Raw genomic sequence first — 22,391 nt, 5'->3', positions numbered from 1 at the left:
TCCAGAGGGTGCTTTACCAGCTGCTGGTGGCGACAAATTTCTCGATGGCCGCTTTGAAAGCAATATCGATTTCGTCGTTGTAGTCACCGGTGCTGTTCACCTTCTCCATCAGTTCCGCGTGTTCACTGTTCATGTAAGCGAGCAGGGCCCCCTCGAAATCGAGCACCTTGGCCACTTCCACTTCTTTCAGGTAGCCTTTGTCGGCGGCGTAAACAGATACCGCCATTTCAGCAATAGACAGCGGAGAATACTGTTTCTGCTTCATCAGCTCGGTAACGCGCTCACCGTGATCCAGCTGGGCCTTGGTGGCCTCGTCCAAATCGGAAGCAAACTGGGAGAAGGCCGCCAGTTCGCGGTACTGGGCCAGGGCTGTTCGGATACCTCCGGACAACTTCTTGATCACCTTGGCCTGCGCGGCACCACCGACGCGGGATACGGAGATACCCGGATTGATTGCAGGACGGATACCGGCGTTGAACAGATCGGTCTCGAGGAAGATCTGGCCATCGGTAATGGAAATCACATTGGTGGGGACAAACGCAGAGACATCACCGGCCTGGGTCTCGATGATCGGCAGGGCGGTCAGTGAGCCGGTCTTGCCTTTCACTTCGCCGTTGGTGAACTTCTCCACGTACTCGGCGTTGACCCGCGCGGCGCGCTCCAGCAGGCGGGAGTGCAAGTAGAAAACGTCTCCGGGGTAGGCCTCCCGGCCGGGTGGACGCTTCAGCAGCAGGGAGATCTGGCGGTAGGCCCAGGCCTGCTTGGTGAGGTCATCGTAAATGATCAGGGCATCCTCGCCGCGATCGCGGAAGTATTCCCCCATGGTACAGCCCACGTAAGGGGCCAGGAACTGCATCGCAGCCGGATCGGCAGCGCCGGCGGCAACCACGATGGTGTGCTCTATGGCACCGTGTTCTTCAAGCACGCGCACCACATTGGCAATGGAAGACTGCTTCTGGCCTACGGCTACGTAGATACACTTAACACCGGTGCCTCTCTGGTTGATGATGGCGTCGATAGCCACCGCAGTCTTACCGATCTGGCGGTCACCGATAATCAGCTCGCGCTGGCCGCGGCCGATTGGGATCATGGTATCCACCGCTTTCAGGCCGGTCTGCACCGGTTGGTCCACCGATTGGCGGGCAATCACACCGGGTGCTACCTTCTCCACTGCGTCAGTGAGTTTGTTGTTCAGCGGGCCCTTGCCGTCGATGGGATTGCCCAGTGCGTCCACAACGCGTCCGAGCAGCTCCGGGCCGACCGGGGTTTCCAGGATGCGGCCGGTGCAACGGCACTTCTGACCTTCTGCCAGGGCCTTGTAATCACCCAGGATGACCGCACCCACGGAGTCGCGCTCCAGGTTCAGCGCCATACCGTATACGCCGCCCTCGAACTCGATCATTTCCCCGTACATCACATCGGCCAGGCCGTGGATGCGGATAATGCCGTCGGAAACGGAAACAATGGTGCCCTCGTTCTGGGCTTCAGTGCGCACATCGAGTTTTTCGATGCGGCTTTTGATGATTTCACTGATCTCAGAGGGATTCAGTTGCTGCATGCTCTGTTCCTCAAGTCCCCCGGTGACAGCGGCCAGCGGGGAAAGTAATTTAGGAGTTCATCGCCTCGGCGAGCTTGGCCAGACGGCCGCGTACGGTGCCATCGATGACTGTGTCACCGGCACGGATGATCGCGCCGCCCAGCAGGTTCTCGTCCACCGAACAGTGCAGATGTATCTCGCGTTCAAACTTCCGGCTGAGTTTCTCGCTCAGCACCTGCGCCTGCGCGTCGTTCAGGGGCGTTGCTGAGACAACTTCCACCTCGAGAGTGGCTTCGGCCTGCGCTTTCAGCGCTTCGAACAGCTGGAAAATTTCCGGCAGCAGTTGCAGGCGGTGGTTCTCCGCCAGCAACCGGATGAAGTTGCTTCCGTGGGCACCGAGTGCATCTGAACAGATCGACAGGAAAGTCTCTGCCCGCTCTTCGCTGGTGAGCTGGGGATTGTCCAGCAGCTCACGCACTTTTTCGCTCTGGCTGACCAGCGCCGCGGTTTCCAGTGCAGCGCTCCAACCGCTGAGGTCGGAGGCCTGCTGCGCATAGCTGAATGCCGCTTTGGCGTAGGGCCGGGCCAGGGTGCTGAGTTCCGCCATGGGGTTCCTCGCTTACAGCTCAGCTGCCAGTTTATCGATCAGGTCGTTTTGCGCCCTGGCATCGATATTGACCGCGAGAATCTTCTCCGCCCCCAGGACAGACAAGGCTGCCACGCGGCTGCGCAGTTGTTCTTTGGCGCGGTTCACTTCCTGCTCAATCTCCGCCTTGGCCGCGACCTTCAGGCGGTCGCCCTCAGCCAGGGCGGCCTGCTTGGCCTCGTCGATAATCTGGCTGGCGCGCCTGTTGGCACCCTCGATAATCTCGCCGGCCTGATCCTTGGCTTCCTTCAGCTGCTCGGCCGCCTTGCGCTTGGCCAGTTTCAGGTCTTTCTGCGCGTGCTCGGCATCTGCGAGACCATGGGCAATCTTCTGCTCGCGCTCTTTCATCACGCCCAAAAGCGGCGGCCAGACAAACTTCCAGCAGAACCAGATGAAAAACAGGAATGTGATCGACTGGCCGATTAGAGTTGCTGTGATATTCACACCGACACCTCTTGCTCTTTGAAAGGGGTTAAGGGCAAATGGAACGGTGTAATTAAACCAAACCAGGCGCAACGGCGAAGATCAGGTACATGGCGATACCAACCCCGATCATGGGAACCGCATCCAGCAGACCGGCCATCAGGAACATTTTGCCCTGCAGGGCCGGGGCCTGTTCCGGCTGGCGAGCGGAACCCTCCAGCAGCTTGCCACCCAGGGTGCCGAAACCGATCGCGGTACCCAGCGCGCCCAGACCAATCAGCAGTGCGCTTGCGATATAAACCAGACCTAATGCTTCCATTGTGTTCTCCAAATCAAAGTCAAAGAGTTGTTGTAAAGGTTGGGTAAAGGGTTCTCTGTATCAATTTATTGGTCGTGCTCGTGTTCATCGTCGCGGTGGTGCGCCATCGCCATATACACGGTGCTCAATACCATAAATACAAACGCCTGCAGGGTGATTACCAGTACGTGGAAAATGGCCCAGCCCATATGCATCAGGCCCGCACCTATAAAGCCGAGTACGCCCACACCGAAAACAAGCGCAATCAGGATAAAGATCATCTCGCCGGCATACAGGTTGCCGAACAGACGCAGGCCCAGGGAGATCGGCTTGGCAATCAGGGAAACCGCTTCGAGCAGGAAGTTCACCGGGATCAACAGGATATCGAAGAACCATTTGCCGGTGTGGAAGGGGTGCAGGGTCAATTCCTTGATAAAGCCCAGCGCGCCCTTTTCGCGGATACTGAAGAAAATCATCAGCACAAATACTGCCAGTGCCATGCCCAGGGTGGCATTGGGGTCTGTGGTGGGCACCACCTTGAAGAAGAGGTGCTCATTGCCGGAGACCTTGGCGGCCAGTTGTGGCAGCCAGTCCACCGGTACCAGATCCATGAGGTTCATCAGGAACACCCACACAAAGATGGTCAGGGCCATGGGTGCTACCATGCTGTTGCGATGTGGAAAGGTTTCCCGTACCAGCTTGTCAACAAACTCGGTGACAAGCTCCACAAAACTCTGGAAGCCGGTGGGTTTGTCCACACTCGCTTTTTTTGCAGCACGGGCAAACAGGAAACAAAATACCAGACCGAGCCCCACAGACCAGCCCAGGGTGTCCATATGCAGAGCCCAAAAGCCCATATCCGCGGCCTCCTGGGAGGAGTGCGCCATGGTCCAGGTCGGCTCATTGAGCACAGTGCCGTCTGCACGGGTATAGCCGGCCGGCAACTTGCCGTAGGTCATGTTCTGCAGGTGGTGTTGGATATACGCGGTCGCGCTTTGAGCTTCGCCTGCCATAGTTCCTCAACAATCGTAAAAGTAACAATTCTTTTTCTGTTCCGGCTAGCGCGTCATGCGCGCCGCCAACCACCACTGCACGATCACACAGAGGCCGTAGCTGATAAACAGTGCCGCCGCATTCAACGGCTTGACGGTGGCAAACACCGCTGCAAACCCCGCCAGGGTCAATACAAATTTGCCGGCTTGCCCGCGGTAGAAGTTCCCTACCACCTGCTGGGCCGCACGCGCGCCCCTGTCGCGAAAGGCATACCAGCCAAAATAGGCGCCGGGCAGCGCGCACAGGACACCGCCGATCAACACAGAGAGCGCTGTCACGGGTTTGCCACTCAAGTGCAATACCCCACCGGCCAGCGATACCAGCAGGAGCTGCACCGCGGCGATTCGCAATACCGGGGGTTTCGTCATAGACGGGATGAGCCGACTGTTTCTGCGCTGTCCGCCCAAAATTTGGGCGAGCGAATTATAGGAGCAACCGCCGCCGCGATTCAACCGGCAAATGTCGCCAACTTATTTGATTTTCTAGCGATTTTGCATGGAATTGCACATAGAAGTGAGTAATTACATACAAATGGTCTGTACGCCAGGTCGGCGCACATTTTCCCAGGCTTCAATCCTCGGCGTAGCCCAGGTGGGCGAGGATTCCATCCAGTTCCTCCAGGGTGGTGTATCTGAGCACGAGCCGGCCGCTGCCTTTGTCGTTGTGATTGATCGAGACCGGCACACCCACTTTCTCCGCCAGACGTTCGCTCAGACGGCGGATATTCGCATCGGGCGGGCTTTTTTCCGGCGCCGGGGTCTGTGGCTGCTGCAGGCGGCGCACCAGTGCTTCGGCCTGGCGCACCGTGAGGCTGCGCTCCACCACCTGGCGCGCGGCGCAGCGCTGGGTGGCGCCAGAGAGGCCCAGCAGGGCTTTGGCATGGCCCAGTTCCAGATCGCCGCGCTCGAGAAAGGTGCGCACCTCTTCGCTGAGGCTCAGAAGGCGCAACAGGTTGGTCACCGCCGAGCGCGACTTGCCCACCGCATCGGCCACCTGCTGCTGGGTCAGCTTGAACTCGTCCTGCAGGCGCTTTAGTGCCGCCGCCTCTTCCACCGGGTTCAGATCCTCGCGCTGAATGTTTTCAATCAGCGCCATGGCGATGGCGGCCTCATCCGAGACATCGCGCAGCAGCGCGGGCACTTTTTCCAGGCCGGCGAGCTGGGCGGCGCGCCAGCGGCGTTCGCCGGCGATAATTTCATAGCGCTGCGCGCCGGTCGCACGCACCACGATGGGCTGCATAATGCCCTGGGCGCGGATCGAATCGGCCAGCTCCTGCAGGGATTCCTGCGGGAAATCCCGGCGCGGCTGGTAGCGTCCGCGCTGCAGGAACTCGATGGGCAGCTCTTTCAGTTCTCCGTCTGCTACCTCACTGGTGCCATCGCCAGTGGCCACGGCGATCGCATCACCGGCCCGGTTACTGATCAGGTGCGATAGACCCCGGCCCAGGCCCTTGCGTTTGGCGGACATAGTTATTACCCCTTATACCACTTCCGCCATTGGGCGGCCTTTGTTGGGTGAGTGATCGCTCTGGCGGCGAGTGATTTCGCAGGCCAGGGCCAGGTAGGCGATAGCGCCCTTGGAATGACGGTCATGCTCCAGGGCGGGCTTGCCGAAACTGGGGGCCTCCGCGAGGCGCACATTGCGCGGGATGCAGGTACGATACAAACGCTCGCCAAAATATTCCTGCAACTGCATGGAGACCTCAGTGGTGAGGCTGCTGCGCGGATCGTACATGGTGCGCAGTATGCCCTCGATCTTGAGATCCGGATTGGCCGCTTGCTGGATCTGCGTGATGGTATCGATCAGTGCCGACAATCCCTCCAGTGCATAGTACTCACACTGCATGGGAATCAACACGCCCTGGGCGGCGCAGAGGGCATTCACGGTGAGCATATTCAGCGAGGGTGGACAATCGATAATCACATGGTCATAGCGATCGGCCACACCGCACAGGGCCTGGCGCAGCCGGGATTCCCGCCCCTCCAGGCTGAGCAGTTCCACCTCGGCGGCAGAGAGGTCCCCATTGCCGGGGATCAGGTCAAAACCACTCGCGGTAGACACAATGGCCCGCTCTGCCGGCAGCCCTTGCACGAGCACGTCATAGCCCGATACCTCCAGATCATTTTTGTCCACACCGCTGCCCATGGTGGCATTGCCCTGGGGGTCCAGGTCTATCAGCAATACCTGCCGTTTGTTGGCAACCAAAGATGCGGCCAGGTTGACGCAGGTCGTGGTCTTGCCGACCCCACCTTTCTGGTTGGCTACCGCAAATATCTTGCTCAAGGTTCCCGTCCTTTGTTGTTTCCGCGGACGCCGGTCACCAGTGACGTCAACGGCTGTTGGATTCCCCCGCAGGGCGTGTTCAGGCCGGAGAGGGCCCCTGTGGGTGTTTGCTTACCCTGTGCGGCTCAGCAGGATCAAGTGGCGCTCTGCAGTACACCCGGGCACTGACAAGCGGTGCACCTGTTCGACCATAATGCCTTTTGGGAGCGCACTCAACTCATCCTCGGGCAGCCTGCCCTTCATGGCGTAAAAGCGCCCCCCTAAGGCCAGTAGATGGGCGCTGCAATCCACCATATCGGCCATAGAGGCAAAAGCCCTGGACACCACCCCGGCGAAGGGCTGCGCCACGCTCAACTTCTCGGCCCGCTCATTGACCACCTGTACATTGTGCAGCGACAGACTGTTCGCCACCTGAAACAGGAAGCGGGCCTTCTTGCCATTGCTGTCGAGCAGCGTGATCGGCCGAGTGGGATACACAATGGCGAGTGGGACGCCGGGCAGGCCACCACCGCTGCCCACATCGATCAGGGAGCCTGTGCCACAGAGGTTCACGATACTGAGGCTGTCGATAATATGGCGCTCAAGCATCTGCGCCGGATCGCGAATCGCCGACAGATTGTAAGCGCTGTTCCAGCGCGCAAAGAGCGCGAGATACCGAAGCAGTTGGTCCTGCTGGTGCTCGCTCAGTGTCACTGACATCTGCGCCGCAGCCTGCAGCAGGCGCGGGCGAAATTGTTCCATTTGCCGATAAATAGGTATACCCCCGGTTATCCTGCGATTTTTCCCCAGCAGGGTGCGTGCCCTGTGGATCAGCGCTCAGCCTGGCCTGTTGCGGGTGAGCAGTCCGCGTTTTTTCAGCTGGATCAGCAGCAGTGAGATGGACGCGGGGGTTACCCCCGGAATCCGGGAGGCCCGTGCCAGCGTATCCGGCCGGGTTTCACCGAGCTTTTGCCTGACCTCAATGGAGAGGCCGGAAATAGCGCTGTAGTCAAAATCCTGCGGAATGGGTGTGTCTTCATAGGCCTGCAGTCGCTCAATTTCCTCGCGCTGGCGATCGATATAGCCGGCGTACTTAGCCGAAATTTCCACCTGCTCGGCAACCTGCTGATCCGCTACCGGCGCACCTTTCAAGCTGGCCACATCCGTGTAGCCCAGTTCCGGGCGGCGCATCAGCTCCATCAAGCTGTACTCCCGCGCCAGGGGCCGGGGCAACTTGGATTCCACCGCTGCAGCCTGTGGGGTCTTTGGGTGCACCCAGGTGTCTTGCAGGCGCTGGGTCTCGCGGGCGATGGCCTCCTGCTTTTCGCAAAACGCACGCCAGCGCACGTCCCCCACCAGGCCCAGCGCGCGGCCTTTCTCGGTCAGGCGCAGGTCGGCATTGTCCTCTCGCAGTAGCAGGCGGTATTCAGCGCGACTGGTAAACATGCGGTAGGGCTCCCTGGTGCCGCTGGTGATCAGGTCGTCTACCAGTACCCCCAGGTAGGCCTCGTCCCGGCGCGGTGACCAGGCTTCGCGCTCAAGGGCCTGCAGGGCGGCATTGGCACCGGCCAACAGCCCCTGGGCGGCGGCCTCTTCGTAACCGGTGGTACCGTTGATCTGGCCAGCGAGGTAGAGCCCCCCAAGCCGCTTGCTCTGCAGGGATGGCAGCAGGTCGCGGGGATCGAAAAAATCGTATTCGATGGCATAACCCGGGCGGGTGATATGCGCAGTCTCAAACCCTTTAATGGAGTGCACCAGTTCGACTTGCACATCGAAGGGCAGACTGGTGGAAATACCGTTGGGGTACAGTTCATTGGTGGTCAGCCCCTCCGGCTCGATAAACACCTGGTGGCTGTCCTTGTCGGCAAAGCGATGCACCTTGTCCTCAATGGACGGGCAGTAGCGCGGCCCCACACCCTCGATTGCCCCAGAGTACATGGGCGAGCGGTGCAAACCGCTCTGGATAATTGCATGGGTACGGGCATTGGTGTGGGTGATCCAGCAGCAGACCTGACGCGGGTGCGCCTCACGGCTGCCCAGATAGGACATCACCGGAGTAGGGCTGTCTCCCCACTGTTCCTCCAGAGCACGGAAATTCACAGAGCGCGCATCGATACGGGGCGGAGTGCCGGTTTTCAGGCGGTCGACGCGAAAGGGCAGCTCGCGCAACCGCGCTGCCAAAGCCAGAGAAGGCGGATCACCGGCGCGACCACCGCGATGGTTGTCCTGACCGATATGGATACGCCCATCCAGGAAGGTGCCGGCTGTCAGCACCACAGCGCTTGCGCGCAAGCGTATGCCGGCATTGGTGACAACGCCCACCACCCGCTCCCCTTCGACAATCAGGTCATCGGCAGCCTGCTGGAAAATCTCCAGGTGTTCCTGGCGCTCCAGGAACGATCGAATCGCGGCTCGGTACAGGGCCCGGTCCGCCTGTGCACGGGTGGCGCGCACAGCGGGGCCCTTGCGCGCATTGAGGACCCGAAACTGAATCCCCCCCAAGTCAGTGGCCCGGGCCATGGCGCCGTCGAGGGCATCCACCTCTTTGACCAGATGGCTCTTGCCGATGCCGCCAATAGCGGGGTTGCAGGACATTTGCCCTAGGGTTTCGATATTGTGGGTCAAAAGCAGCGTGGAGGCCCCCATGCGCGCGGCTGCGAGGGAGGCCTCAGTGCCGGCGTGACCTCCGCCGATCACGATCACGTCATAGGTCTTGGGGTAATCCATACTGGCTCTTGCTGCTCATGGTTACAAACTGGGGCGCACATTTTATAGACAGTTCGCGCCCCCAGCAATTCGCGTCCGGCAGATTGCCGCCAATGTCATTCCCTCTTTCAGAGGATCGCTATTCGGTAGGGCTGGACCAACAGCTGAATTTCACAGTGATTGCCGTGCGTAGTCTGTGTGGCTACAGATCCGGGTTGTAGTGTCCCCCAGTTCGGTTGCTGAGCAGCCCCCTCCCCATGATTCGGGAGTGTGCCAATGCAGTTTCAAAAGCATTTTGAATGGGTATACCGGATTTTAGATAAATAAGAATGGATATCCCTTATAAAGAGAGTATTTAGATATTGTTGTTTTTATTGGGGCTGCCAGAATCCGGTATAACTCCAGAAAAAACAGATAAATCAATAGTATAAGAGGCGCAAAACTAGGCGAATAACCCCTTGGTAGACGGGGGGATAACCGGGGTATGACGCTGTGGAAACCCGGGATAACTTTTGACTGCCTGAACCTCAGGCAAAATTATCCTCAAACGAATACCACAGTTTCCGGGTGGTTATCCCCGATATTGTCCACAGTGATCGTTTCCCAACCACAGCTTGTGGGTATTTCTGAGCATAATTTGGCAATAACCCGTGGATATGTTTCAGCGGTGGATAACTCTGTGTATAGCACTGCGAAATTCTTGTGATTTTTCCGTGGAATACACACTGGTCTCTTGTCCCTGCATGTTCCCCGTGTCAATAAACAGGTTTGTACAGGGAAAATCTTTCGAGGTGCTGTAAATAGAGTGTGAAGCGGGGATGAAAGGTCATTCACAAAGGCAGAAATCGGCAATGGCGTTGCCCAAATGGGAGTAGGTCTGGGAAAAATCTGTGTATAACCGGTGTAAAAAGTGTGTTGAAGGGGCAATAACCCGGGGCGGGGTAATGCTGGCGATGTGCTGAGGTTAAACAGCTGTGTGTGCTGTTATTTTCCGATGCAGAAGTTGGCAAAAATCTTGCCCAGCAGGGCATCTGCACTGACAGCGCCGGTGATTTCACCAAGTGCCTGCTGGGCCTGGCGCAGGTCTTCGGCGAGCAGTTCGCCGGCGCCGCTACTGTGCAGCTGCAAAGCGCCCTGTTGGATAAAATCCTGTGCGCGGGACAGAGCTTCCAGGTGGCGTCTGCGCGCGCTGAAGCAGCCCTCAGCCGCGCCGCTAAAGCCAATACTCTGTTTTAAGTGTTCCTTGAGCGCATCCAGTCCCGCGCCGGTTTTGGCGCTGACCGCCAATACCGGTACGCCCTCGGTGCGGGACTGTAATCCGGCGGTGTAATCGGTGAGATCAATTTTATTCATTACCAGCGTGAGTCGGTCGGGTTCCGGAAGTTGGCTGGTAAATGCCGGCCAGGCATCGAGGGGATTCAGGGAGTGGAGCTGTGCTGCATCCATGACCAGTAAAATCCGATCGGCCTGGTGGATCTCTTTCCAGGCGCGCTCTATGCCGATCTGCTCCACCTTGTCCGGGGCGTCGCGCATCCCGGCGGTATCGGCAAATTGCACAGGCATTCCCTCAATGTGAATTTGTTCGCGCAGAATATCCCGGGTGGTGCCGGCGATATCGGTGACGATGGAGACATCGCGTCCGGCCAGGGCATTGAGCAGGCTGGATTTGCCGGCATTGGGAGGCCCGGCAATGGCAACGCGCATACCCTCTCGCATGATGGCCCCCTGGCGCGCCTGGGCTGTCACAGCAGTGAGTTGTGACAGCAGTGTCTCGATATCCGCTGCCACCTTGCCGTCTGCGAGAAAGTCGATTTCCTCCTCCGGAAAGTCGATGGCCGCTTCCACATAGATGCGCAGTTGGGTGAGGCTTTCCACCAGGTCTGCGACCTTTGAGGAAAAGGCCCCCTGCAGGGATTGCAGGGCGTTGCGTGCGGCCTGGGCACTGCCCGCTTCGATCAGGTCGGCGATGGCCTCCGCCTGGGTCAGGTCGATTTTGTCATTGATGAAGGCGCGCTCGGAGAATTCACCGGGACGTGCCTGGCGCGCCCCGAGTGCGATGGTGGCCTGCAGGAGCTGGTCGAGGATAACCGGGCCGCCGTGGCCCTGCAGTTCCACCACATCCTCCCCCGTAAAGGAGTTGGGACCGGGGAAGTACAGAGCGATGCCCTGGTCGATCAATTGTTCTCCGTGGGAAAAGGTGCGGTAGTGGGCCTGGCGTGGTTGGAGCGGGCGATCACCACAGATTTGCATGGCTATGCCCCGGGCGCTGCTGCCCGATAGGCGGATCACGCCGATGCCACCGCGCCCGGGCGCGGTGGCAACTGCGGCGATGGTGCCTCGGTTGGGGTTTTGCTGCATCATCGGCTGAGTTTACCTGACGGTAGGGACACTGGGCCGCATCCGTGGTCCTCAGTGAGTAAGTGTGCACTCACACACATTAAGTCTTACCGGCATCCACCTGCTTGTTGATGTACCAGGTCTGCGCGATGGTGATCAGGTTATTGGCGATCCAGTAGAGTACCAGTCCCGCTGGAAACCACAGGAAGAAAATGGTCATCATCACCGGCATCAGCTGCATAATGCGCGCCTGGGTGGGGTCGGCGGGGGCCGGGTTCAGTTTCTGCATAAACCACATGGAGGCGCCCATCAGGACCGGCAGGATAAAGTAGGGATCTTTTGCCGACAGGTCGTGAATCCAGAAAATCCAGGGGGCATGGCGCAGCTCCACGGTTTCAGTCAGCATCCAGTAGAGGGCGATAAAAACCGGCATTTGCAGCAGGATCGGCAGACAACCGCCCATGGGGTTGATCTTTTCGCGACGGTAGAGCTTCATGGTCTCCTCCGCCAGCTTCTGTCGGTTGTCCTTGTATTGCTCCTGCAGCTTTTTCATCTGTGGAGCGAATTTGCGCATGCGCGCCATGGACTTGGTGCCCGCCGCAGACAGGGGCAGCAACAGGGTTTTGATGAAGACGGTGAGCAGGATGATCGCCCAGCCCCAGTTGCTGACAATATGCGCCTGGATAAAATGCAGTACCCGGAACAGCGGTTTGGCAATCCACCAGAGCCAGCCGTAGTCCACGGTCAGATCCAGGTAGGGGGAGATCTTCTCCAGGCGGTACACGTCCTTGGGGCCCGCATAGAAAGAGGCGCTCAGCTCCCCCTGTGTGGCAGCGGGAATCTGTACCTGTGGCGCAGTAAAGCCCATGCGGAACAGCCCATCGGACAGCTCCTTCAGCTCGAAAGTGTTGCGCGCATCCTGGGGCGGAATCCAGGCGCTGAGGAAGTAGTGCTGTACCATGGCCACCCAGCCGCCCTCAATGGTTTCGCGGGTGGGTTTTTCTGCGATTTCTTCAAAATCCTGTTTGAAGTAGTTTTCCTCCGGGGTGCGCAGGGCCGCACCGAGGAAGGGAGACATGCCGAAGCCCATGTCCGTGGGAGGCTCACTGCTATCGCGTTTGATCTGGCCGAACATAGCGGCTGACCAAGGCTTGTCGCTGGTGTTATCCACTAGGTAGGCGACCTGGATCAGGTAGTCGCCGCGCTTGAAAGTAAAGCGCTTGGTGATATTGGCCCCTTCCTGTTGCAGGGTCAGGTCGACAATCAGGGCCTCTTGCCCCTCAGCCAGGGCGTAATTGTTTTTGGCCATCTTGAATAATGGCCGACCAGCTGCGCTGTCGGTACCATTCTGACCGATAAGGCCACTCTGCGCGATATAGGTATGATAACGGGTCTGGTTGAGCAGAATCAGCGGCTGGTCGGGAGTACCCTGCTTCTGCTCGAACTTGCGCAGGGCCACTTTAACGATATCGCCACCGCGGGGATTGATGAGCAGGTCGAAAACGTCGGTGGTAACCTGAATCAGCTCCCGCTCAGTGCCATCTACGCCGGTTGTGGCCGGAGCCTGGGACTGCAGCTGGGGCACATCGCTATCTTCACTGCCGTTGTTATCCCCCGCAATTTGGCTGTCGACCGGCCCCGGACTGTGCACGATGGTCTCGCGGTCAACCTCCGGGGTATGCTGTTCTTTGAACGCATTCCACTGGAAAGCCAGGGCCAGGAGAACTGCAGCAATTCCCCCCATCAGCGTATAGCGTTGCCAATCCATCTTGTTACCTAAACAGAGTTATTGTGTCTGGGGGGGACCGGGTCCAATCCCCCAGGGTGCCAGGGGTGGCATTTTATAAGGCGTCGCACGGTTAAATAACCCCCTATTATGGCTCCATGCGTCGCAATGGCCTCTTCGGAGTACCGGGAGCAGGTGGGGTAAAAGCGGCACTGGTTACCGACCCAGGGGCTGGCCAGGTAGCGGTAGGCATGTATCAGCTTGATGAGCACCCATTTCATGGCGTTTGCTGTGCCTGGTGCGCGCGCTTGGCCAATTTGCACCAGAGCTTGTTGAGCAGCTTCGCCAGGGCGACCTTGTCCAGGTTGGCGACCCCGGGGCGGGCCATTACTACAGTATCGAGCGCCGGCAGCTGGTGTTGCTGCAAGCGGAAAGTCTCCCGGCTAATACGCTTGATCTGATTGCGGTCAGTGGCCTTGCGTACATGTTTCTTCGAGATCACCAGGCCGAGACGCGGGTGTTCCAGTGCATTGGGACGGGCGAGAATTAACAGGTGCGGATGCGCTGAGCGCACGAGGGTTTCGTTGAATACCTGGCGGTACTGCGCCGCGTTGAGCAGGCGCAGCGCCTTGGCAAATCCGAAGTCGCTGCGCGCCTGCTGCATGGGGGGGATCTCTAGGCTAAAGAGAAACGGTCTTATGCAGACAGGACTTTGCGGCCTTTGGCGCGGCGGCGGGCGAGAATTTTGCGGCCATTTTTGGTTGCCATGCGCGCGCGGAAACCGTGCGTACGTTTGCGCTTCACGTTGCTGGGTTGAAATGTGCGTTTCATAGTCTTACTACCTGAGACTTTGTGTTCGAAATTTCTCGGGAACTTCCCGGGATCTGGCCCAGTACCCGTTACAGAAGAGCCGGCGCTACGCGCTGCGAAGGTCGCGGATTGTATAGAAAGCCAGCACCGAAAGCAACGCACTGGCCGCGGATTAATTGCCAGTTTTTTATCACTCACCGCAACAAGTCATTGAGGCAGTTGGAGTATCTCATGATGCCCACTGATTGACCCCAAGATATGCACAGGTTCTTGTGGATAAGTTTGTTTGTGGTTGCCAATTGGCTGCTTATTTGTTGTGCAACTGGTTGATTATACGGACTTTTTCTCTGCGGGTTTTTTTACTCTGACGGTCTTTCTTGTGGATAACCCGGCGATGAAAAGTTATACTGCGTCGATCTTGTTTGACGGCATCGGGCGCCTTTTGCCCTGGCTTTGCCGTTATCCCTTGGTCTTACCGTATTGGGGTTTTTGGGGGTTTTCTTGACGGAATCCGTTTGGAAGCAGTGCGCGGGCTGCTTACAGGACGAGCTGCCAGCGCAACAGTTCAACACCTGGATCAGGCCGTTGCGCGTCAACCCCGGGTGTGCGGAGGGTGAGTTGCGCCTGATTGCTCCGAACCGATTTGTGCTGGACTGGGTTGGCGATAAATTCCTGAGTCGTATCCGGGAACTGGTGTATCAGTTTTCCCCCGCTCAGCCGCTACAGGTGGCCCTAGAAATCACAGCGCGTCGCCCGGCCCGTTTCCAGCGCACCCGTGTTGCGCCACATCCCGCCCCGGTACAGGCGCCTGCCGAAGTCATAGAGGCTGTGCAGACAGACCGGGTTGCTGAGGCTTCCACGGGAATGGCCGCGGTAGCGACCGGGCGGTTGACAGCTATGGCGTCTTTTCAGCCTTCCCAGGAGGGCTTTGGGGGCCGTGGCAGAAGTACCCCGCGCCCACAGCAGGCCGAGGCAGTGGTTGAAGAAAATGTATTGAGTGACTCTGCTCCCCCCTCCCCGGCCAGGAGCCCCCTGGCGGCTACGGCACCATCAGAGCCGCCGGCGCGAAAGGCGGAAGGGGAAGTGGGCATCAAAAGTGGCAGTTCCCTCAATCGTAACTTTACTTTCAAGTCTTTTGTGGAGGGCAAATCCAATCAGCTTGGGTTGGCTGCGGCCCAGCAAATATCTGAGAATCCCGGTGGCGCCTACAATCCTCTCTTTATTTATGGCGGTGTGGGTCTGGGCAAGACGCACCTGATGCATTCGGTGGGCAATGCGCTGTTGGAGCGCAACCCAAATGCCAAGGTGGTCTATCTGCACTCCGAGCGCTTCGTGGCAGATATGGTGAAAGCGCTGCAACTCAATGCAATCAGCGATTTCAAGCGCTACTATCGCTCGGTAGATGCCCTGCTAATTGACGATATCCAGTTTTTTGCCAAAAAAGAACGCTCCCAGGAGGAGTTTTTTCACACGTTTAACGCACTGCTGGAGGGTGGTCAGCAGATTATCCTCACCTGTGATCGCTACCCCAAGGAGATCGATGGTCTTGAGGAACGGTTGAAATCCCGCTTCGGTTGGGGGCTTACGGTGGCGGTGGAGCCGCCGGAGCTGGAAACCCGGGTTGCCATATTAATGAAGAAGGCGGAGCAATTCGGTGTGGACCTGCCCCACGACTCGGCCTTCTTTATTGCCCAGCGCATCCGCTCCAATGTGCGTGAACTTGAGGGCGCGCTGCGACGTGTAATCGCCAATGCCCAGTTTACCGGGCGACCTATTGATGATGTACTGGTTCGCGAGGCACTCAAAGACCTGCTGGCTTTGCAAGACCGACTGGTCAGTGTGGATAATATCCAGCGGGTGGTGGCGGAGTATTACAAGATTAAGGTGGCGGATCTGCTCTCCAAGCGGCGCAGTCGGTCCGTGGCGCGACCGCGCCAGGTCGCCATGTCCCTTGCCAAGGAGTTGACCAATCACAGCCTTCCGGAGATCGGCGATGCGTTTGGCGGGCGGGATCATACAACCGTGTTACACGCCTGCCGCAAGATTCGCGAACTGCAAAGCTCCGACGCGGATATTCGCGAGGATGTTAAGTTGCTGACAAGGTCCTTGACCACTTAATTGAATAACTGACAAAACGAGGCGGAATTACCGATGAAATTCTCTGTGAGCCGGGACGCCCTACTCAAGCCGTTGCAACTGGTAGCCGGAGTTGTTGAAAAGCGCCAGACCCTGCCGGTCCTGGCCAATGTATTACTGCAATTGAGCGGTCGGGAGCTCTCCCTGACGGGGACCGATCTGGAGGTGGAAATTGTCGCTCGTCTGGCAGTGGGAGAGGTGGAACTGGAAGGCGAGCTGACAGTGCCAGCGCGCAAGCTGCTGGATATCTGTCGCTCGCTTCCGGATGGCGCCGAGCTGCATCTTGAGCGTGACGGTGAGCGCCTGGTGTTGCGCAGTGGGCGCAGCCGCTTTCAGCTGTCCACACTGCCTGCAGCGGACTTTCCCAACCAGGAGGAAGCCAGTGCTCAGACCCAGTTTGAGATTGCCCAGGGGGAGATCCACTGGCTGATTGAAGCCACCGGCTTTGCCATGGCTCAGCAGGATGTGCGCTATTACCTGAACGGATTGCTGCTGGAGTGCCGTCCGCAGCAGCTGCGCGCGGTTGCAACTGATGGCCACCGCCTGGCGCTGTGTGACCGGGATGCGCCTGGGCTCAATGTTTCTGCGCCGGTTCAGGCGATTGTACCGCGCAAGGGAGTGCTGGAGCTGGGCCGTTTGCTGGAAGACAGCGAGGTGCTGGCGCAGGTGGTCCTGGGGAACAACCATATCCGCGTGGCCTGCGGCCAGTTCACCTTTACTTCGAAGCTGGTGGATGGCAAGTTTCCGGATTACGAACGGGTGTTGCCCCGGGATACCGGCAATGTGGTTTACGCGGATCGCCAGGAACTGCGGCAGGCTTTTTCCCGCGCTGCCATTCTGTCCAACGAGAAATACCGCGGTGTCCGCCTGCAGCTCGCAGAGGGCCTGTTGCAGATTGTGGCGAATAATCCGGAACAGGAGGAGGCAGAAGAGCAGCTAGAAGTGGACTACGTGGGGGAGCCGCTGGAGATAGGCTTTAATGTGTCCTACCTGCTGGATGTCACCAGTGCCATACACAGTGATCAGATCCGTATCAGCCTGGCGGATGCCAACAGCAGTGCACTGCTACAGCAGCCTGAGGAGGGTGACACCCTCTATGTGATTATGCCGATGCGTTTGTAGTGGGAGCACCGGTGTCGTTGTTTGTCCTGACAATACTGAAACTGCTGCGATGATTGATGCGGCGGTTCCTGCTGTACTACCTGGTAGCCCCCGGTTCAGGGTATACCCGGTGCCCCTTATGGGAAGGCGCCAATGGCGCTGACCCGCCTGCTGGTAGCCGGTTTCCGCAATATCCAGCATGCCGAACTGATGCTGGATTCGAAGGTAAACTTGTTTTGCGGCCCCAATGGCGCAGGCAAGACCTCTTTACTGGAAGCGGTGCACATGCTCGCCACCGGCCGCTCTTTTCGCTCCCGTCAGCACCGCTCTGTTATTCAGCACAGCAGCCGGGGGCTCACGGTTTTCGCTGAACTGGAGACAGGCTACAGCCTGGGGATCGAACGCCTCACTGACGGCAGTGGACGGGCGAGAATCAATCAGAGGCCTGCCGAGTCCAGTTCCCAACTGGCCAGCTGCCTTCCCCTACAGCTGATTAACAGTAACAGTTTTGATGTTCTGGATGGCGGACCTGGCGTACGTCGTCGCCTGCTGGATTGGACAGTGTTCCACGTGGAACCAATGTTTGCCCGGGAGTGGAAAAACTATCAAATTGCACTGCGGCAGCGAAACGCGCTCTTGCGTCGTGGTAAAATCGCTGTGGATGCCATTACTGTCTGGGAAGAGCAGCTGGCGCACAGTGGCGAGCGGGTGAATATCCTACGAGAGGGGCGCTTCCAGGAATTTCAATCTGCGGTGTCGGCGCTCTTGTGTGAGCTGCCCGGAGGGCTGCCGGGTCCTGTGGAAATAGGTTATCGGCGCGGGTGGCGAAAGGAGACCGATCTGTGTACAGCCCTGCAGGAGTCCCGCGAAGGGGATGTTTCCCTGGGGCATACACGCATTGGCCCGCACAGGGCAGATGTTCGGTTCACTCTGGCCGGTGAGCCCGCGCAGAATATTTTATCCCGCGGTCAGCAGAAGATGCTGGTCTGTGCTGTGCGCACAGCCATGGCGGAGCTTGTGAGTCGTCACCGAACACAGCCGGTATTCCTGGTGGATGACCTGCCGGCAGAGTTGGATGAAACCAACCAGCAGGTATTTGCCCACTGGATCAGCCGTAGCGCCAGCCAGGTTCTTGTAACCGGGATTGAAGAGAGCACGACAATCCGGCCATGGCAGCGACTTGAGGCCCCCTGGAATCATCCAAGAGTGTTCCACGTGGAACATGGGAATATCAGTGCCGAACCATCGGCCGCACTATAAGTTGAATGGAGCGAATCAATGTCAGAGCAGCAAAGCTATGACTCTAGCAGTATCAAGGTACTCAAAGGCCTGGATGCGGTGCGCAAGCGCCCCGGTATGTATATCGGCGATACCGATGACGGCACAGGCCTGCATCATATGGTCTTCGAGGTGGTCGATAACTCCATCGATGAAGCGCTGGCCGGGCACTGTGATGAGATCCGCATAACCATTCACCCCGATGAATCCATCTCGGTTGCCGATAACGGACGCGGTATCCCCACGGAAATTCACCCGGAAGAGGGCGTTTCCGCTGCAGAGGTTATTATGACCGTGCTGCACGCCGGCGGAAAGTTCGATGACAACACTTACAAGGTCTCCGGTGGCCTGCATGGCGTGGGTGTCTCGGTGGTGAATGCCCTGTCGGAAGAGCTGAAGCTCACCATCCGCCGCGCCGGCAGAATCTACGAGCAGACTTACCACCAGGGTGTGCCCCAGGCACCGCTGGGGGTTGTCGGCGAGAGTGACAGCACCGGCACCACTGTGCATTTCAAGCCCTCTGCGAACACTTTCAGCAATATCGAGTTTCACTTCGATGTGCTGGCCAAGCACCTGCGGGAGTTGTCTTTTTTGAACTCCGGTGTACGTATCGTGCTGAAGGATGAGCGCAGTGGCAAAGAGGAGGTCTACGAGTATGAGGGAGGGCTGAGTGCCTTTGTGGCATTTCTTAATCAGAACAAAACGCCGATCAACAAGGTCCTGCATTTCCATAGCCAGCGGGAAGACGGCATTGCCGTGGAAGTGGCCCTGCAATGGAATGACAGCTTCCAGGAAAGCATTTTCTGCTACACCAACAATATTCCCCAGCGCGACGGCGGAACCCACCTGGCGGGATTTCGGGCCGCCCTCACCCGCGGCCTGAACAGTTATATCGAAAGGGAAGGCCTGGGCAAGAAGGACAAGGTGAACACCACCGGTGACGATGCCCGCGAAGGTCTTACCGCCATTATTTCTGTGAAGGTGCCAGACCCCAAATTCTCCTCCCAGACCAAAGACAAGCTGGTCTCCTCCGAAGTGAAGCCCGCGGTCGAGCAGGAGATGGGCCAGCATTTTAACGACTATTTGCTGGAGAACCCGCAGGAGGCCAAGTCTGTTGTCACCAAGATGATCGATGCGGCCAAAGCCCGCGAAGCGGCGCGCAAGGCCCGTGAGATGACCCGCCGCAAGGGCGCCCTGGATATTGCCGGCCTGCCCGGCAAACTGGCCGATTGCCAGCAAAAGGACCCGGCATTATCTGAAATTTACCTGGTGGAGGGAGACTCTGCCGGCGGCTCCGCCAAGCAGGGCCGCGATCGCCGTACCCAGGCGATCCTGCCACTCAAGGGCAAGATCCTCAACGTGGAAAAAGCGCGTTTCGACAAGATGCTCTCCAGCGCTGAGGTGGGTACCCTGATCACCGCGTTGGGTTGTGGTATCGGTAAAAGTGAGTTCAATCCGGACAAACTGCGCTACCACAGCATCATCATTATGACCGATGCGGATGTGGATGGAGCGCATATTCGCACACTGCTGCTCACCTTTTTCTTCCGCCAGATGCCGGAGCTGATCGAGCGCGGGCATATCTATATTGCCCAGCCGCCTTTATACAAGGTTTCCAAGGGCAAGCAGGAGCAGTACCTGAAGGATGAGGCCGCTTTAATCCAGTTCCTCACCAACGCCGCCCTGGAAGGGGCCACGCTGTACGTGAACCCGCAAGCCCCCGGGTTGTCTGGCCAGTCCCTGGAGAGCCTGGTGGGGGAATACCGCAGTGTACAGGCCACGGTGGAACGCCTGTCGCGCCTCTACCCGGAAGAAGTGCTGCGCAACATGATTTACCTGCCCAGTATTACCCATGAAGATCTGCAGTCCCGGGAAACCATGGCGTCCTGGTGCGGGCAGCTACAGGAAAGGCTTGCGGATGAAGACAGTGGCGGCAGCCGCCGCCACGAGGTGCATGTCTACGAGAATACCGAACGCGGCTTGTTCTTGCCCCATATCCATGTGGTGGCCCACGGCGTTGGAGATGACTATAAGGTCAGTCATGAGTTCTTCGATTCCGCGGAGTACGCCTCTATCTGTGTCCTGGGTGAGAAAATGGTGGGTCTGTTGGAAGAGGGCGCCTTTATCCAGCGCGGTGAAAAACAGCATGCGGTGGATAGCTTCCCGGAAGTGATGGACTGGCTGATGAATGAGAGCCGCCGCGGTTACGGTATCCAGCGCTACAAGGGACTGGGGGAGATGAATCCGGAACAGCTGTGGGAGACCACTATGGACCCAGAGAGCCGCCGTATGCTGCAGGTTACCGTGGAAGACGCCATTGCCGCCGACCAGATTTTTACCACACTGATGGGCGACCAGGTGGAGCCGCGCCGGGACTTTATCGAGACTAATGCTCTGGCGGTAGAGAATTTGGATGTTTAGTGCTGTTTGAATGTGGGATCCCTAAATTCGGGAAATGGGATCCCACGATCGTGAACGCACGTCTCATAATTCGTCGACTGGGACTGGATCTGCTAAGAAAAAAATCTGAACGAGATCACAGTTGCACTGTTTTTAAAATGGGCGGGAGGAAATCGATGGTTTGTACAAAAATATGAACAAGTCCTTCCAAAGCAATATGATCGATATATCGAGCCTTTCTTGAGAGGGGGCTCTATCTTTCTGTTTGGTTCAATGCTAAGTCTGGACAGCAATCGGTTGTTATGGTGCCGGTACCAGCGACTTACATCCAAAGCTTTTATACCGCATTAGCCAATCGTCACAGTTAGAAATGGATGCGATAGAGCTTTACGATGAAGGTCCGTGGGCGGGTCGCTCATGTACTGTCTAATCGAGATAAGCGGCGATAACTATCATGTCATCAAGAAGGGTTGCCAGGAGGCGCTTCTCGCAGAGCAATCTAGCAAACCACTACGCATTGTGATTATTCAGGATCAGTTTGGTCGGGGGCGAGAGCGCCCCGCGGGGGAAGAGCGAGAGTTTCTCCGTACCCTACAGTCAATAGCTGCTTATAGCTGGGCCCAGGGAAATTGGAGGCTCAGGGATCATGGCATGTCCAACGCGTAATGGGTTCATTAGCCGAGATTGGCTGCAAAGCAATTGTATTGAAGCCAACGACGAATTTGCATGTCCTGCCAGCAAGGAAGAGCTACGACTTATTGTGGGTGAGGGTACTTACAATAGAGCCGTAGACTCATATTTTGTGGTTTCGTAGCTTTCGATAGTCACTGGTGAGCAGCCTATATTGAGGATGGAGTACCCACGGGTCAGAAGTGCCTTCTAATTTGAGGGAATACACCGCGTAACAATCTCTGGCGACGGGTTTTCCATGCGGGTAAGATTAGAGATAGAGAAAATGATGGAGGTCAATTATGGCTAAGACGCCTTCAAAAAAGGAAGAGTTCAAACTCAGAGATTTCAGCGAAGTATCGACGGCTGAGATTGCCGATATAGCCCGAAAGGCTGGACAAGAGGCCCGCCAGGAATCGCTGGATGCTGGCTGTGAGGTCGTGAGCGAAGACGAACAAGGTCGGACAGTTATTACCAAGAAATTGCCAGATGGAACTGAAGAACGGGTAGTCCAGGGAGAGACTAAAGATGGCGGAGAGTAAGCCAAGGATGATTTTGATTGCCGGACCAAACGGATCAGGCAAAAGTACGCTCACGAATAAACTGATGTCCGAAGGGCTGGACTTTGGAATTTATATAAATCCTGATGAGATCGCAGCGCGACTCAACGGGAGTGACCTCGAAAGAGTAAAGAAGGCCCAGAAGATAGCTGAATCCTAGCGTAATAATCTCCGCCAGACAAAAACAAGTCACTCCTTCGAGTCGGTGATGAGTCACCCGAGCAAGATCGAATACATGGTGCAGGCGAAAGCGGACGGCTTTGATGTCATGCTTTTGTTTGTTGGAATTAACGACCCAAAAAAGAACGTGGCCCGTGTAGCTGACCGAGTGAAAAAAGGCGGTCACCCTGTGCCGGTAGACAAGATCATATCCCGTTATAAGAGAACCATGGATATGTTGTTCGATGCTGCAATGACGGCCAACCATGCCCTCATCTTTGTTGATTTGC

General features: G+C 57.6%; 22 protein-coding genes. 7 read left to right on the top strand and 15 right to left on the bottom strand.

Annotated features, from left to right (window positions below; genetic code table 11):
• Window positions 1-13: 13 nt before the first annotated feature.
• The 15 genes from atpA to rpmH form a co-directional block, all read right to left on the bottom strand.
• Window positions 14-1,558 carry a F0F1 ATP synthase subunit alpha gene (gene atpA, locus Q5Y71_RS13410; protein ID WP_306042628.1) on the bottom strand — a complete coding sequence of 515 codons (1,545 nt, stop codon included), beginning with the start codon at window positions 1,556-1,558 and terminating at the stop codon, window positions 14-16.
• A 49-nt stretch (window positions 1,559-1,607) separates the two neighbouring features.
• Window positions 1,608-2,144 (bottom strand): F0F1 ATP synthase subunit delta, encoded by a 537-nt coding sequence (locus Q5Y71_RS13405; protein ID WP_301415680.1) that lies wholly within the window; start codon window positions 2,142-2,144, stop codon window positions 1,608-1,610.
• 12 nt (window positions 2,145-2,156) lie between these two features.
• Window positions 2,157-2,627, bottom strand: a complete 471-nt coding sequence (locus Q5Y71_RS13400; RefSeq protein ID WP_301415681.1) for a F0F1 ATP synthase subunit B — start codon at window positions 2,625-2,627, stop codon at window positions 2,157-2,159.
• A 52-nt stretch (window positions 2,628-2,679) separates the two neighbouring features.
• Window positions 2,680-2,925: a F0F1 ATP synthase subunit C gene (gene atpE / locus Q5Y71_RS13395; RefSeq protein ID WP_020413895.1), complete on the bottom strand. Its 246-nt coding sequence runs from the start codon at window positions 2,923-2,925 to the stop codon at window positions 2,680-2,682.
• 65 nt (window positions 2,926-2,990) lie between these two features.
• On the bottom strand, window positions 2,991-3,917 hold the full coding sequence (gene atpB / locus Q5Y71_RS13390; protein ID WP_306042627.1) for a F0F1 ATP synthase subunit A: 927 nt from the start codon (window positions 3,915-3,917) through the stop codon (window positions 2,991-2,993).
• Between the two features lie 45 nt (window positions 3,918-3,962).
• Complete coding sequence (locus Q5Y71_RS13385) at window positions 3,963-4,325, bottom strand: ATP synthase subunit I (protein WP_306042626.1); 363 nt, start codon at window positions 4,323-4,325, stop codon at window positions 3,963-3,965.
• A gap of 202 nt (window positions 4,326-4,527) precedes the next feature.
• On the bottom strand, window positions 4,528-5,424 hold the full coding sequence (locus Q5Y71_RS13380) for a ParB/RepB/Spo0J family partition protein (RefSeq protein WP_306042625.1): 897 nt from the start codon (window positions 5,422-5,424) through the stop codon (window positions 4,528-4,530).
• A 12-nt stretch (window positions 5,425-5,436) separates the two neighbouring features.
• Window positions 5,437-6,240, bottom strand: a complete 804-nt coding sequence (locus tag Q5Y71_RS13375) for a ParA family protein (RefSeq protein WP_306042623.1) — start codon at window positions 6,238-6,240, stop codon at window positions 5,437-5,439.
• 111 nt (window positions 6,241-6,351) lie between these two features.
• Window positions 6,352-6,981 (bottom strand): 16S rRNA (guanine(527)-N(7))-methyltransferase RsmG, encoded by a 630-nt coding sequence (gene rsmG, locus Q5Y71_RS13370; protein WP_306042621.1) that lies wholly within the window; start codon window positions 6,979-6,981, stop codon window positions 6,352-6,354.
• A gap of 75 nt (window positions 6,982-7,056) precedes the next feature.
• On the bottom strand, window positions 7,057-8,946 hold the full coding sequence (mnmG, locus tag Q5Y71_RS13365; protein ID WP_306042620.1) for a tRNA uridine-5-carboxymethylaminomethyl(34) synthesis enzyme MnmG: 1,890 nt from the start codon (window positions 8,944-8,946) through the stop codon (window positions 7,057-7,059).
• 963 nt (window positions 8,947-9,909) lie between these two features.
• Window positions 9,910-11,286: a tRNA uridine-5-carboxymethylaminomethyl(34) synthesis GTPase MnmE gene (gene mnmE / locus Q5Y71_RS13360; protein WP_306042619.1), complete on the bottom strand. Its 1,377-nt coding sequence runs from the start codon at window positions 11,284-11,286 to the stop codon at window positions 9,910-9,912.
• Between the two features lie 76 nt (window positions 11,287-11,362).
• A complete protein-coding gene (gene yidC, locus Q5Y71_RS13355) occupies window positions 11,363-13,030 on the bottom strand; it encodes a membrane protein insertase YidC (RefSeq protein WP_306042618.1) in 1,668 nt (555 codons plus the stop codon).
• A gap of 8 nt (window positions 13,031-13,038) precedes the next feature.
• Complete coding sequence (yidD, locus tag Q5Y71_RS13350) at window positions 13,039-13,269, bottom strand: membrane protein insertion efficiency factor YidD (RefSeq protein ID WP_301415690.1); 231 nt, start codon at window positions 13,267-13,269, stop codon at window positions 13,039-13,041.
• The gene (gene rnpA / locus Q5Y71_RS13345) at window positions 13,266-13,652 is read right to left on the bottom strand and encodes a ribonuclease P protein component (RefSeq protein ID WP_306042617.1); all 387 of its coding nucleotides are present in this window, start codon (window positions 13,650-13,652) and stop codon (window positions 13,266-13,268) included. The genes yidD and rnpA overlap by 4 nt, the downstream gene beginning before the upstream one ends.
• 32 nt (window positions 13,653-13,684) lie before the next feature.
• Window positions 13,685-13,819: a 50S ribosomal protein L34 gene (gene rpmH, locus Q5Y71_RS13340; RefSeq protein WP_299946282.1), complete on the bottom strand. Its 135-nt coding sequence runs from the start codon at window positions 13,817-13,819 to the stop codon at window positions 13,685-13,687.
• Window positions 13,820-14,299: 480 nt separating this feature from the next.
• Between rpmH and dnaA the strand changes: the two genes are divergently transcribed.
• The 7 genes from dnaA to Q5Y71_RS13305 all read left to right on the top strand — a co-directional run.
• The gene (gene dnaA, locus Q5Y71_RS13335; protein WP_306042616.1) at window positions 14,300-15,916 is read left to right on the top strand and encodes a chromosomal replication initiator protein DnaA; all 1,617 of its coding nucleotides are present in this window, start codon (window positions 14,300-14,302) and stop codon (window positions 15,914-15,916) included.
• Between the two features lie 33 nt (window positions 15,917-15,949).
• On the top strand, window positions 15,950-17,056 hold the full coding sequence (gene dnaN, locus Q5Y71_RS13330) for a DNA polymerase III subunit beta (RefSeq protein WP_306042615.1): 1,107 nt from the start codon (window positions 15,950-15,952) through the stop codon (window positions 17,054-17,056).
• 132 nt (window positions 17,057-17,188) lie between these two features.
• The gene (recF, locus tag Q5Y71_RS13325; RefSeq protein WP_306042614.1) at window positions 17,189-18,295 is read left to right on the top strand and encodes a DNA replication/repair protein RecF; all 1,107 of its coding nucleotides are present in this window, start codon (window positions 17,189-17,191) and stop codon (window positions 18,293-18,295) included.
• Between the two features lie 18 nt (window positions 18,296-18,313).
• Window positions 18,314-20,734, top strand: a complete 2,421-nt coding sequence (gene gyrB / locus Q5Y71_RS13320; RefSeq protein ID WP_306042613.1) for a DNA topoisomerase (ATP-hydrolyzing) subunit B — start codon at window positions 18,314-18,316, stop codon at window positions 20,732-20,734.
• Window positions 20,735-21,684: 950 nt separating this feature from the next.
• Complete coding sequence (locus tag Q5Y71_RS13315) at window positions 21,685-21,924, top strand: hypothetical protein (RefSeq protein ID WP_306042612.1); 240 nt, start codon at window positions 21,685-21,687, stop codon at window positions 21,922-21,924.
• Entirely contained in the window at window positions 21,911-22,102 is a 192-nt protein-coding gene (locus Q5Y71_RS13310) for an AAA family ATPase (protein ID WP_306042611.1), read from the top strand. The genes Q5Y71_RS13315 and Q5Y71_RS13310 overlap by 14 nt, the downstream gene beginning before the upstream one ends.
• 48 nt (window positions 22,103-22,150) lie before the next feature.
• On the top strand, window positions 22,151-22,391 hold a 241-nt coding region (locus tag Q5Y71_RS13305; protein ID WP_371877059.1), incomplete at its 3' end, for a hypothetical protein.

Origin of the sequence: Microbulbifer sp. 2205BS26-8 (assembly GCF_030731025.1) — a bacterium.
GTDB lineage: Bacteria > Pseudomonadota > Gammaproteobacteria > Pseudomonadales > Cellvibrionaceae > Microbulbifer > Microbulbifer spongiae.
This window is presented reverse-complemented; position numbering and strand designations above follow the sequence as displayed.